Below are 12,001 nucleotides of genomic sequence, written 5' to 3' on the forward strand. Positions count from 1 at the left end.
CGGCTCACATGGACCGACCGGGCTATACTGCTCCGCTATGCCGCGCCCCCGTTCCAACAGCAACCCCGCCTACGCCAACCGCTCGTCTGTGGGCAAAACCAGCAAAAAGAGCCGTCCCAAGGGGGACTACCGCGCCCGGCAGCCCGCGCGCGAGTACGAACTCGACGTGCTGCCGGGGCTGGAGGAGGTGGCGGCCACCGAACTTGCGGGGGTCCCGCTCGCCCGCGATGTCCGGGGCCTGCGCTTCTGGTATCCCGGCAGCCCCGAGCGGCTGACCCGGCTCCGCTCGGCGGTGGCCGTCTACCGCATCAAGTCCTGGGACGTGCCGCGCCCGCGCGGGCTGCTCGGGCACCAGCAACTCGGCGAACTCGTCAGCTACGTGCGCGAGGTGACCGAGGTGGGCGGGCACCGCTCCTTCCGCATCGGCGCGGCGGGCAAGGAGTCACCGACCATGCAGCGGCTCGCCGAGGAACTCAGCGCGGCGCTCGGCCTGCCCCACGACCCCGAGGAAGGCGAACTGCTGCTGCGGCTGCGGCCCTCGGCAGATAGGCAGGGCGCGGACGGGCAAGGCTGGGACGTGCTCGCCCGCATTACCCCCCGGCCCCTCTCGGCGCGGGCGTGGCGCGAGTGCAACATGGGCGGGGGGCTGAACGCCACCATCGCCTACGCCATGCATAAACTCGCCGGGCAACGCGACGAGGACCGCATCTTCAACCCCATGAGCGGCAGCGGCACCCTGCTCATCGAGCGGGCGCTGCTGGGGCCGTATGCCGCGCTCGTCGGGGTGGACATCGACCCCGTTGCCGTGGCCTGCGCCCGCACCAACCTCAGGGCGGCGGGCAAGGAAGTGGAGGTCGCGCAGGTGGACGCGCTGCACACCGGGCTGCCTTCCCGCTCCTTTGACCTCGTCATCAGTGACCTGCCGTGGGGAGACGCCATCGGCTCGCACCAGAGCAACGAGACGCTTTACCCCGCCTTCCTCAAGGAAATGCACCGCCTGACCAGTCGCCGGGGCCGGCTGTGCCTCCTCACCCACGAACTGCGCCTGTTTGAGCGCGTCATGCGCGAGCAGAGCGACTGGGAAGCGAAGGAACTGTTTCAGGTCTACAGCGGCGGGCACCACCCGAAGGCGTACCTGCTGCACAAGCGGGGATAGGATTCGCTCAAACCAACAAAAAGCGCACCCCTGGCCGAGTGCGCTTTTTTGCTTTTCTATTCTCTTCGAAGTTGCTGAGGGAAGCATAGCCAGCGTCCCTGACAGCGGCATGACAGCGCGGCGAGATGAAGGGGCGCCAGCCTCACGGCCCCCACATCGAACCCGGCACTCAGCGTTTCCAGCGCGCGCCGTCTTTGGTGTCTTCCACCGTGATGCCCGCCTTGCCCAGCGTTTCGCGCAGCTCGTCGGCCTCGGCGTACTGCTTTTGCAGGCGGTAGTTCTGGCGGGCTTTGAGGACCAGGTCCATCAGGGCGTCAATCACTGAGGCGTCGTCCTGGGCGACCGAAGCCGCGCTGCCTGTCTCGGCAAAGAGGCCCAGCACGTCGCCGCCGAGGCTGCGGTAGGCGTCGCGCGCGCGCTCCAGGGTATCGCGTCCCACTGGCCCGGCATTGAGCGCGGTGTTCAGCTCGCCGGTCAGCCCGAACAGTGAGGCCACCGCTTTGGGCGTATTGAAGTCGTCGCGCATGGCGTCCTCGAACTCGGTCACGCGGGCGGCGATTTTGCTGTCCAGCGCAGTGTCCGAGCCAGCAGGCGCGTCCTTCAAGCGGCGCTCGATTTCGTGCAGCGTTTCGCTGAGGCGGCGGTAGCCGTTCGCCGCGCTCGCAAAGGCTTCCTCGTTCATCTCGGTCACGCTGCGGTAGTGGCTGCTCACCAGCAGGAAGCGCACCACCATCGGGTCGTATTTTTTCAGGATGTCCTGAATGGTCGTGAAGTTGCCCTTGCTCTTGGACATCTTCTCGCCGCCGATGGTCAGCATGTTGTTATGCATCCAGTAGCGCGCGAAGTGGTGCCCCGCCGCCTCCGCCTGGGCAATTTCGGCCTCATGGTGGGGAAATTGCAGGTCGAGGCCACCGCCGTGAATGTCGAAGCCCTCGCCGAGGTACTTCAGGCTCATGGCCGAGCATTCGATGTGCCAGCCGGGAAACCCCACGCTCCAGGGCGAGTCCCAGCGCATCAGGTGCTCGGGCTCGGCCTTCTTCCACAGCGCGAAGTCGCGGGGGTCGCGTTTCTCGTCGCGCACGGCCTCGCGGGTGCCTTCCTCCTGGTCGTCGAGTTTGCGGCCCGAGAGCTTGCCGTACTCGGGCCAACTCCGAACGTCGAAGTAGACGCTGCCCGCCGACTCGTAGGCGTGGCCCTTCTCGATGAGTTCCTCGATCAGCTTGATCTGCTCCTGAATGTGCCCGGTGGCGCGCGGGTTGATGCTGGGGCGCAGGACATTCAGGGCGTCCATATCGCGGAAAAACGACCAGAAGTACTTGTCGGCAACTTCCATTGGCTCCAGTTGCTCCAGCCGGGCGCGCGCCTGCAACTTGTCCTCGCCCTCGTCGGCGTCGTTCAGCAGGTGGCCTACGTCGGTGATGTTGGAGACGTAGCGCACCTGATACCCGAAATGTGTCAGGGCGCGGCGAATCACGTCGAAGGCGACTTCCTTCTTGGCGTGACCCAGGTGCGCGTCGGAGTAGACGGTCGGGCCGCACAGGTACATGCCCACGTAGCCGGGCGTGCCGGGCACGAAAGGCACCTTCTGGCGCTGCATGGTGTCGTAGAGGGTGATGTTGGGGTTGGGCTGGCGGGCGGTGTCCTGGGTGATGGTGGGCTGGGTCATGGCATGTCCTCGCAGGGAAAACAAAAAAACCGCGCCTCGTTCCGGCAAGGGAAAGGGGCGCGGCAGGGCAGATGTGCTGCTTACCGCGTTCGGGGGCAACACAGGGCGTTCATGGGAAGGAGGATAGCAGAGCGAGACGCAAATGCACGGTAAGGGCGGTCTAGAGCAGTGGACGGAGCAGACGCCACATCACCAGCAGGCGCTTACAGCTTTCATGCCGGCGGTCAGACCCCTGGAATCGAACTGGTAACTGACCGGCACGAGGTTGCCGCCTTCGCGCATGACAGTGACCGCCACCGGGCCGTTCGCGTTGACCAGGGATTTGTAAAGCCCTCCGGACACGTCGGCGTACTCGGTTTCCCACACCGAGAACTTGCCCGTCTGCTTGTCCTTGCGGACATATCCGGGGCCACTCGCCAGCGTTTTGCCCTGCTTGACCATCAGGAGCACGTCGGTTTCGCTGGTCGCGAGCACGTCACGCGAGTACAGGCTCATGGTGTAGCTGCCCTTGCCGTGGCACTTGAACGCCAGATAGGTCTTGCCGCTCGGGTCCCCGACAGCGTCGAAAAACACCATGCTGGTGTTCTGCCCGCCGGTCTTCTGGACCTTGTAGGACACACTGGTGCCGGGAACGCGCTGATCAGCGAGGGCTGTCCCTGCCAGGGCAGCGGCCAGAAGAAGGATTTTCCGCATGCCGGAGTAGAGCATGTGGTTGCTCCTGTCTAGAGCGGTTGCCGTGAAAGACCCTTCATCTTTTCCCTCAGATAGAGCTTCCCCTTCGCAAGTCTCGCTGCACTAGGGTGTGGAAGTTATGGCGCGGCCCCCCAACAACCTCACTCCTGAACCCGTTTCTCCTGTCCTCCTGACCCCCGACGGCTCGCGCACCGCCCACAACGCCCGTTACGGCGAGGCCTACGGGTCACGGCACGGAGCGCAGACGCAGGCGCATCACGTCTTTCTGGAAGGCAGCGGCAGCGATAGTGACCCGGCCCCCCGCGTTTTGGAAATTGGCTTCGGCCTGGGCGTGAATTTCCGGGCGACGCTGGCTAACACGGCGGGGCGGGGCGTTGCGCTCGATTATCTCGCCTACGAATTTGACCCTGCCCCCGCCAACCTGCTGCGTGAAGTGGCTGAGGGTGGAGAGGGCGCCGGGCACCCGCTGTGGCCGCAGGTGTTGGGAATGTGGGGACAAGCTGAGGCGCTGGACGAGGCCGCGAACGGGGCGCGGCTGCGGGTGAAGTTCTGCGATGTGACGCGGGCCGAACTGCCACAGTATTGGGCCACCGCGCTGTATCTCGACGGCTTTTCGCCCACGCGCAACCCGGAAGTCTGGACCCCCGACTTCGTGGCGCGGCTGGCGGGGGCGCTCGCGCCGGGCGGCGTGCTGACCACCTACTCGGCGGCGGGACACGTGCGGCGCAGTCTGGCAGCGGCGGGCCTGGATGTGGAGCGGCGGCCCGGCGCCCCCGGCAAGCGCGAGTGCCTGCGCGCCGTGAAGCCAGCGTGAGGGTCACCGTCATCGGCGGCGGCATCGCGGGGAGCAGCCTCGCCTATTTCCTGGCGCGGGGCGGGGCGCGGGTCACGCTGGTGGACGCAGGCGAGCACACCGCCAGCCACGTGCCCGCCGCGCTGCTCAATCCGGTGCGCGGGCAGTCGGGACAGGTGGACGCGCAGGCGCTCGCCGGGCTGGCGGCGACCTGGGCGCTGCTGGACGAACTGTCGGCGGCAGGGTTCGTTGTCCCTCACGGGCGAGAAGGCGTCCTGCGTCCACTGCCCGACGAGAAGACCCGGCGCAAGTTCGAGCGCCACCTTCCCGCCGAGCTGCCCCACGAGTGGCGCGATCCTGCCGACTGCCTCCCTGCCGACCGTCCGCTCGCCCCCGGCTGGCACGCGGCGCTGTGGTTGCCAACGGGGGGCTGGGTGGACGGACGGGCCTTTTGCACTGCGCTGCAACAGGCGAGCGGGGCCGAGATGGTGCGGGGCCGGGCCGTGCAGCGAGGCGACGAATGGCTGCTGCAAAACGGCGAAGACCTGTCTCCTCTCAACCGTCACCCTTCAACCATCATCCACTGCGGCGGGTCCATCGGCTCCACCTGGGCCGGCGAAACACGCACCCACCGCATGGGCACCATGCTGCTGCTCGACCGGGCACCGACCGCCTCTCCCCTCAGCTTCGGCGCTTACCTCTCCCCCACCGCTGAGGGCGGGGCGCTCGGCGGCACTTTCGAGGCACCCCGCCCAGCGTGGCAGGAGCCGGCGCTGCCGTTCGCCTCGCTGCACTGGCTGCTCGGCAAGGGTACGGCGCTGACCAGTCTGCGCGGCCTTCAGGTGACGGGCCGCTGGACCGGCTCGCGGCTGAGTGGACTGCAAGTGGGGCAGGATGAGGCAGGCCACTGGCACCTCAGCGGCCTGAGCAGCAAAGGCTTTTTGCTGGGGCCGCTGCTCGCCCGTGAGCTGGCGGAGCAGGTTCTGAGCGGTCAGAAATGGTCGGAGCAGGGCGCTGCGCCCGCGTCACACCTCCGGTAACGCCGCAGCTGCCTAGACGCCCCTACTCTCTCCCTTAAACTGTCTCTCATGGCGAAATACCGCATTTGTCTCATCGAGGGCGACGGCATCGGGCACGAAGTGATTCCTGCCGCCAAGCGCGTGCTGGAAGCCGCCGGCTTCGACGCCGAGTATGTTCACGCCGAGGCCGGCTACGAATACTTCCTCGACCACGGCACCAGCGTGCCAGAAGCCACCTACGACGCGGTGGAAAACACCGACGCGACCCTGTTCGGCGCGGCGACCAGCCCCAGCGGCGAAAAGCCCGCCGGATTCTTCGGCGCCATCCGTCACCTGCGTCAGAAGTACAACCTGTACGCCAACGTCAGGCCGACCAAGACCCGCCCGGTGCCCCACTCCTACGAGAACGTGGACCTCGTCATCGTGCGTGAAAACACCCAGGGCCTCTACGTCGAGCAGGAGCGGCGCTACGGCGATACCGCAATTGCCGACACCGTGATTACCCGTGAAGCGAGCGACCGCATCGGCAAGTTTGCCGCCGACCTCGCCATGAAGCGCAGCAAGCGCCTGACGGTGGTCCACAAGTCCAACGTGCTGCCGGTGACGCAGGGCCTGTTCATGAACACCATCCTCGACCACACCAAGACCGTCGAGGGCCTCTCCACGAGCACCATGATCGTGGACAACGCCGCCATGCAGCTCGTACGCAACCCGCAGCAGTTCGACGTGATGGTCATGACCAACATGTTCGGCGACATCCTCTCCGACCTCGCCGCCGGTCTGGTGGGCGGGCTGGGCATCGCCGCCTCGGGCAACGTGGGCGACCAGTTCGGCATCTTCGAGTCGGTGCACGGCTCGGCCCCCGACATCGCCGGTCAGGGCATTTCCAACCCGACCGCCACCATCCTGGCCGCCGTCATCATGCTCGACCACCTCGGCGACCACGAAACGGCCCGCCGCCTCGACAACGCCATCAACAAGGTGCTCGCCGAANGCCCGCGCACCCGCGACCTCGGTGGCACCGCCGGCACGCAGGAATTTACCGAGGCCGTCATCAAGGCGCTGGCGTAAAGTAGCTTCTTCTCAAGCTCCCGCTCCGGCGGGGGTTTTGTTTTACTGGCATGATGGAACCCTTCCAAGTCATCATCGGTGCCGGCGAGCAGCGCTGGAACGGCTGGCAGCCGACGGAACGCGCCGACCTCGACCTGACCGACCGCGCCAGCTTCGAGCGCTTTTTCGGGACGCGGCGGGCCGACGCTTTCCTGTGCGAACACGTCTGGGAACACCTCACCGAGGCCGAGGGACGCGCCGCCGCCCGGCTGTGCTTCGAGTTTCTGAGGCCCGGCGGCTGGCTGAGATGCGCCGTACCTGACGCGAACTTTCCCGATGCTGAGTATCAACGCACGGTGCAGGTCGGCGGCCCCGGCCCAACAGACCATCCCGCCGCCGACCACCGCATCGTCTATGACTTCCGGCTGCTGCGGGACGTGTTCGAGAGTGCCGGATTCGAGGTGAAGTTGCTCGAATACTGCGACGAGCAGGGGCACTTCCACGCTGAGGACTGGGAGATAGAAAGTGGCCCGATTTACCGCTCACTGCGAATGGACCACCGCAACCGGGAGGGCAAGCTCGGCTTCGTGTCGCTGATCTTGGAGGCGCGGAAGCCGGGGGCAAAAGAGCCGGCAAAGGAAAATCCCGCTGAGAGCTAAGCACCTTCCTGTTTGATAAGTGTCACAACTCCAGCCCCTCCGGCGTCTTGCTCCCCGCCGGAATCGCCGTCACCAGCACCTCATATTTGCCGGTCACGAAGACCTTGAACCCGTACTTTTGCAATCGGCGCCGGGCGTCGGTCACATCGCTCATCAGTAGGCTGAGGTCAGGCCGAGCGAAGTTGCGGACGCGAGCGCCGTAGCTCAGGGCGCCGTCACGGTACCGGGCATTGGGAAAGCCGAGGACCAGCCCGCCCCCCGGCGTCAGGTGGTGCCGGACGACAGCGGCGAGCAGCGCGTCGGTCTTCACCCCCGGACTTTGCAACAGGCTCAGCGCCAGCACGAGGTCGAAGTGGCCCAGCTCGGGCAGCGGCAGGGTAGTTACGTCCAGCAGACGGAAGTCGCCCGCCGGATGCCGTTCGCGTGCCCGTTCTAAGGCCTGCGGCTCCAGGTCCACGCCGAGCACTGCAAAGTCCCGCCCTGGAAAAGCCAGCGCCAGCGCGTCGAGTTCGCGCCCACCATTGACGCCGAGGGCCAGCACCCGGCCCCCCGCCGGCGGACTGACCCGCCGCAGCGCCTCCACCAGCGTGAAGAGAAACACCGGGTCTTCGAGCTTGTCCACCCGCGCCCACTCGCCCGCGCCGTAGCCCTGCGCGTCGGGGTCGGCACGGTGAGCATGGGCCCGCAGCCGTACTCTCACGCGGCCTCCCGGCACCCGCTCGGGCGTCAGCAGATGCGCCCCCAGCAATTCGGCGAGGTCGGTCCAGGTCTGCCAAGGCCGGTGAATCCCCGCCGCCGTCAGCTCTCCGGCGTACAGGCCCACGCCCAGGTCGGGGTCGGGCACGCTGAAGGTGACCTCGCCCGCCTCGGCCAGCGCGCGGCGCACGGCGGGCAGCAAGGTACTGAGGGGCTCGGTGGTGAAATGCAGTTCGCCGGTCACCGCGTCACAGGGGCAGCGGCCAGCCTTTTTGCTCGCCCTCGTCGAGAATGGCGCTTAATGCCGCCGGCAAGAGGCCGTAAGTCCGGCGAATCCGCTCGTGCAGCGCGTCAATGAGGGGTTGTTGCCGGGCCGCCTGCGCGTCAATCCGGTCCATCACGGCGCAGGAGAGCGAGGCGGAACGGGCCGTCCTTGCCTGGCCTTTCGTCTCGGCGGCGAGCAGACGGGTCAAGCCGGTGTCTTGCGTCTGCTCGGCAATGGCGAGTTGCCCGCGCATCGCATGGGTCCAGACGGCGCGGCGCTGGGCTTCGGAGAGGCCGTAGTTGCGCGACGGTGTCACTGGAGCCTGCACCACCGGAGACTGGGCACGTGAAGAAGGCGTCGCGGCCAGCGCCGGAGCCCCCAGAGCCAGCGCGGTCAGCAGAGCCATTCGCTTGGACATAAAGCCGACTGTAGCGGACGGCCCCATGAAAAGGGTTATTCCGCCGGTATTCCGGCTTGATTGTCATAGCGGCGCAGGAACATCGCGTTCGCCCGTTTCAGGCCCAGCCGTTCGTAAAATGGCACTACATCGTCATCGCACGACAGGTCCACCATGTACAGATCCCCGAGTTCGGTCAGCACGCGCCGCATCAGCTCGGAGCCGAGGCCCAGGCTGCGCCACCCGGCCTGCACTTCCAGCAGCGGAATGGACGCCGCCAGAATCCCGTCGCTGAGGGCGTTGACGAAGCCGATGACCTGCCCGTCCGGGGTGCGGGCCAGCACGAACACCGCCGCCCGGTCCAGGATGCGCCACAGCGTTTCGGGCGTCGGGGGGTTGGGCCAGCCCTCAAAAAAGCCGCCGAGTTGCGCGGGGGTGACGCCTTCCAGCGTGGTCTGAAACTGGATATCGGCAAGGGAACGCTGCGTCATCGTGAACCTCCTGAAACAGGCCGTAAGGTTGCCGTCCACGTCATGCACTCGGCCAGGGCCGCCTGCGGGTGCCACACGCCCGCGTCGGGGTCGTAGCGTCCGCCCGGACGCACGGCGGCGAGGGTCAGTCCGGTGCCTTCCAGCAGCAGGCGCAGGTCGGTGGGGGCGTAGCAGCGCAGGCTCTGGGTGCGGGCATCGCCGTTCGCGGCGGCGTAGGTGTCGGTCAGGCGGGCGCCGTCCGCGTCGTAGCCGTAGGTCTGGACGTACTCCGGGGTTTGCCGCGTAAAGCCGGCGTGCTGTTGCCAGTAGCCCGGCATGTAGACCTCAATCAGCGCATGTCCACCGGGTGCGAGCCAGTCGGGAAGCCGCCGCAGCAGGCGACGCTGCTCGTCGTCGGGGCCGATGCCGAAGCCATCCCAGTAACAGATCACGTCGAAGGGACCGCCGGGGTCCGCCGCATAGAAATCTCCGGTGAGCGTCCGCAGCGTCACGCCGTGCTGCGCGGCGAGGGCCTGAGCGCAGGCGCTGCCCTGCTCGCGGTACTCCAGCGCGGTCACGTCGAAGCCTTGCAAGGCCGCCGCCACTGCAAACTGCCCGCCACCGGAGCCGAGTTCCAGCAGACGCACGCCGGGCGCGTCACGGCGCACCTCGGCGGCCCGCTCGTGGTGAAAGGGGTGAACCGGGTCGGCGTAACAGCCGGTCAGGGCATCCTGAAAATCGTAAAAACTGTAGGCCCAGTGGGTCATGGCGCCTCCTTCAGACAGGGGAACGGTCCCGCCGATAGGGGCGGGCGTCGGGTCGTCTGAAGGGGTCAGCGCAATCTCAAGGGGAGTCCTCCGGGAAGTGGAGGCAGTTTATAGCGGGGTAGGAGGAAGGGGGGCGTGGGCCGAATGGCTTAGAAAAGACCCCTCACCCCTTGCTGCGCAGCTTTGCAAGTCTCCCTTTGGTAGAGGGTCAAAACCTACTCTCAATACCCCCGGTGCTTCACCACCGCGCCCTGTCCTTCCAGCCACTCGGTCACCGCGCCCACCGCTGCCTTCACGCCCGGCGTGATGATGGGGCCACCGAATTTGGCGAGTCGGACGAGGTGCGTGCCGTCCTCGCGTTCGGTGATGCCGACGAGGACTTCTTGCGTGAGGTCGCCTTCCACCACGTGGGCCAGCGCCACCCAGCCGCCGCGCCGCAGCGTCGCGTAAAGGTCGAGTAGCACCACCGTCCAGGTCTTGCCACGGACGGTGAGTTTGTCGAAGTGCTGGGGTGAAAAGTCGGCGGGCAGGGTCAGGACAGCGTGGGGCACGGCGGGGTCTTCCTCCGAGTAAGGGGCAAAAGTGCCGTTGGGCACAGGATCGTGACGGGTGGGCACGAAGCGGGCGTGGTTGACGCCCAGGCCGAGGTCGCGCCACTTCTGGGCGTACTTGGTTTCCAGGGCGGCGGGCGGCGGCCCCACGCGTTCCACCCGCATGACGCCGCTGGCCTCGGCCTGGGCGCAGGCAAACTCGAAATATTCGTCGTGGTCGGTGGTCAGCAACGCGGCACCGCCGGGTTTCAGGCGACTGGCGGCCACCTGAAAAAATGGCACGCGCAGCAGGCGGTGGTCCTCGTGCCCGGCTTTGGGCCAGGGGTCGGGAAAGTTGACGATGATGGCGTCCAAGCTGCCGTGCGGAATCACCTGCGCGACCAGCACCTCGGCGGGCAGCTTGGTCAACACGGCGTTGGTCAGGCCCGCGTCCTTCAGCCGGCGGTGCGCCTTGAGTAGCGACACCCCGCTAATTTCCACGCCCAGATAATTCGGCGGCTCGGGGAAAGTCCGGGCGTAGTGCGGCCAGAAGCGCCCGTCCCCGAAGCCGATTTCCAGCACCCAGGGCCGGTCCGGAGTATCCGGGTAGAGGCGGGCAGGGTCGTCGGGAAAGCGGAAGTCTCCGAGGCGAAAAATCATGCGTCGGCCTCCTGCATTAGTTCCTCGGCCAGTCGCGCCGCGTCCCGCAGCACCGAGGCGTAGGTGTGGTCGCCGGGCGTGCAGCGGCCCAGCATCCTCACCCGCTCCAGCCGGTTGACGCGGAAGCCGTCGAGTTCCGAGGGCGCGGGCGTCAGGAAACGCACGTCGTAGTCGGGGGCGCCCTCCACGCCGTGCGCGGTCTGCTCGGCGCCGACCAGCCACACGCCGCTGAGAAGCAGGTCGTCGGCCAGAAAATCGTAAGCGACCTCGGACAGCCGGCCCGCGTCCTCCATCGTGTCGCCAATCAGGAGGCGGCCTTTCAGAAACGACCCCACCGCCAGCACCACCGTCCGGGCGTGGAGCTGGGGACCTTCCCAGGTGGAGAGGACGACCTGCGTCTCTTCTTCATCCAGCGCCGTCACGCAGCTTTGCAGCAGGTGAATGCCGCTGGTCGCCTCGATTTCGGCCTTGAGCAGCCGGTGAAAAGTCCAGCCGTCCACGTCGGGGGCCATCCCCGCCGCGACCTGCGCGAACACGCTGCCGGGCGGAAAATCGGCGCCGGCAACGGTGGGCTGGTAGAGGTTGCCGAGCGAGTCGAGCGCCTGCGACACCAGCAGCACGTCCTGACCCGCGCGGGCCAGTCGCCAGGCGAGTTCGGTGCCGCTCACGCCCGCGCCGACCACTGCCACGTCGTACAGATGCCCAGGCTGCGGCTGGCTGCGGGGCGAGGAAGGGCCAAAAATGGGAGGGCCGGAAGAAATAGGGTCCGGGGGCACCGGGCAAGTGTAGTGGAGTTGCGGGAAAGGGGCGAGGGGGGGCGGCGGCGCATACTGCGGGCCAGATGACTGCTCCAGACGAGGCCCCCACCACCGACCAGCCGGCTCCCAGCCCTGCGCCCCGCCGCAGCCCACGCCGGGAGAACCAGCCCGACTGGACTCGCCTGCTGCTGGCCCTCATCAGTTTGCTGCTGCTCCTCAGCCTGCTGTTTCAGCTCACGCACCGGCCCAAATACGAGTATTTGGTGTCTTCGCCCGACGACCTGAAATTCACCGAGGAAATCAGCACGTTGGGCGCGCAGGGCTGGAAAATTGACACCTGCCGCCGCGCCACCAACAGTGCGGGCGGGGCGAGTTACGAGTGCATCCTGTCGCGGCCCAAGCTGGGGTGGTAAGGCGGGCGG

At 67.1% G+C, this 12,001-nt stretch carries 14 protein-coding genes; 6 read left to right on the forward strand and 8 right to left on the reverse strand.

The features are described 5' to 3' along the window. Window positions 1-37: 37 nt before the first annotated feature. On the forward strand, window positions 38-1,156 hold the full coding sequence (locus tag DR_RS08525; protein ID WP_010888304.1) for a THUMP domain-containing class I SAM-dependent RNA methyltransferase: 1,119 nt from the start codon (window positions 38-40) through the stop codon (window positions 1,154-1,156). A gap of 169 nt (window positions 1,157-1,325) precedes the next feature. Here DR_RS08525 and cysS read toward each other — a convergent pair whose 3' ends face one another. Then, window positions 1,326-2,822 carry a cysteine--tRNA ligase gene (gene cysS / locus DR_RS08530; RefSeq protein WP_027479901.1) on the reverse strand — a complete coding sequence of 499 codons (1,497 nt, stop codon included), beginning with the start codon at window positions 2,820-2,822 and terminating at the stop codon, window positions 1,326-1,328. 189 nt (window positions 2,823-3,011) lie between these two features. Then, entirely contained in the window at window positions 3,012-3,530 is a 519-nt protein-coding gene (locus DR_RS08535) for a hypothetical protein (RefSeq protein WP_010888306.1), read from the reverse strand. Between the two features lie 103 nt (window positions 3,531-3,633). On the opposite strand from DR_RS08535, the gene mnmD reads away from it, so the two are divergent. The 4 genes from mnmD (at window position 3,634) to DR_RS08555 (ending at window position 7,036) form a co-directional block, all read left to right on the forward strand. Next, window positions 3,634-4,329, forward strand: a complete 696-nt coding sequence (gene mnmD, locus DR_RS08540; protein WP_027479902.1) for a tRNA (5-methylaminomethyl-2-thiouridine)(34)-methyltransferase MnmD — start codon at window positions 3,634-3,636, stop codon at window positions 4,327-4,329. Next, a complete protein-coding gene (locus DR_RS08545; RefSeq protein ID WP_010888308.1) occupies window positions 4,302-5,348 on the forward strand; it encodes an NAD(P)/FAD-dependent oxidoreductase in 1,047 nt (348 codons plus the stop codon). The genes mnmD and DR_RS08545 overlap by 28 nt, the downstream gene beginning before the upstream one ends. A 48-nt stretch (window positions 5,349-5,396) precedes the next feature. After that, the gene (locus DR_RS08550; RefSeq protein WP_010888309.1) at window positions 5,397-6,398 is read left to right on the forward strand and encodes an isocitrate/isopropylmalate dehydrogenase family protein; all 1,002 of its coding nucleotides are present in this window, start codon (window positions 5,397-5,399) and stop codon (window positions 6,396-6,398) included. A 50-nt stretch (window positions 6,399-6,448) separates the two neighbouring features. Then, window positions 6,449-7,036 carry a class I SAM-dependent methyltransferase gene (locus tag DR_RS08555; RefSeq protein ID WP_010888310.1) on the forward strand — a complete coding sequence of 196 codons (588 nt, stop codon included), beginning with the start codon at window positions 6,449-6,451 and terminating at the stop codon, window positions 7,034-7,036. Between the two features lie 22 nt (window positions 7,037-7,058). Here DR_RS08555 and DR_RS08560 read toward each other — a convergent pair whose 3' ends face one another. The 6 genes from DR_RS08560 to DR_RS08585 form a co-directional block, all read right to left on the reverse strand. Beyond that, window positions 7,059-7,976, reverse strand: coding sequence for a class I SAM-dependent methyltransferase (locus DR_RS08560; RefSeq protein ID WP_010888311.1), 918 nt, complete (start codon window positions 7,974-7,976; stop codon window positions 7,059-7,061). 4 nt (window positions 7,977-7,980) lie between these two features. Continuing rightward, entirely contained in the window at window positions 7,981-8,415 is a 435-nt protein-coding gene (locus DR_RS08565; RefSeq protein ID WP_162177675.1) for a hypothetical protein, read from the reverse strand. A 35-nt stretch (window positions 8,416-8,450) separates the two neighbouring features. Next, the gene (locus DR_RS08570; RefSeq protein ID WP_010888313.1) at window positions 8,451-8,885 is read right to left on the reverse strand and encodes a GNAT family N-acetyltransferase; all 435 of its coding nucleotides are present in this window, start codon (window positions 8,883-8,885) and stop codon (window positions 8,451-8,453) included. Further along, window positions 8,882-9,631, reverse strand: a complete 750-nt coding sequence (locus DR_RS08575) for a class I SAM-dependent methyltransferase (RefSeq protein WP_010888314.1) — start codon at window positions 9,629-9,631, stop codon at window positions 8,882-8,884. The genes DR_RS08570 and DR_RS08575 overlap by 4 nt, the downstream gene beginning before the upstream one ends. 221 nt (window positions 9,632-9,852) lie before the next feature. Beyond that, window positions 9,853-10,821 carry a tRNA (guanine(46)-N(7))-methyltransferase TrmB gene (gene trmB / locus DR_RS08580; protein ID WP_010888315.1) on the reverse strand — a complete coding sequence of 323 codons (969 nt, stop codon included), beginning with the start codon at window positions 10,819-10,821 and terminating at the stop codon, window positions 9,853-9,855. Next, window positions 10,818-11,564, reverse strand: a complete 747-nt coding sequence (locus tag DR_RS08585; RefSeq protein WP_034350256.1) for an FAD-dependent oxidoreductase — start codon at window positions 11,562-11,564, stop codon at window positions 10,818-10,820. Before DR_RS08585 ends, trmB begins: the two co-directional genes overlap by 4 nt. 98 nt (window positions 11,565-11,662) lie before the next feature. On the opposite strand from DR_RS08585, the gene DR_RS08590 reads away from it, so the two are divergent. Next, window positions 11,663-11,992 carry a hypothetical protein gene (locus DR_RS08590; RefSeq protein WP_010888317.1) on the forward strand — a complete coding sequence of 110 codons (330 nt, stop codon included), beginning with the start codon at window positions 11,663-11,665 and terminating at the stop codon, window positions 11,990-11,992. The last annotated feature ends 9 nt before the right edge of the window (window positions 11,993-12,001 follow it).

The organism is Deinococcus radiodurans R1 = ATCC 13939 = DSM 20539 (genome assembly GCF_000008565.1).
In the GTDB taxonomy this organism is placed as follows: domain Bacteria; phylum Deinococcota; class Deinococci; order Deinococcales; family Deinococcaceae; genus Deinococcus; species Deinococcus radiodurans.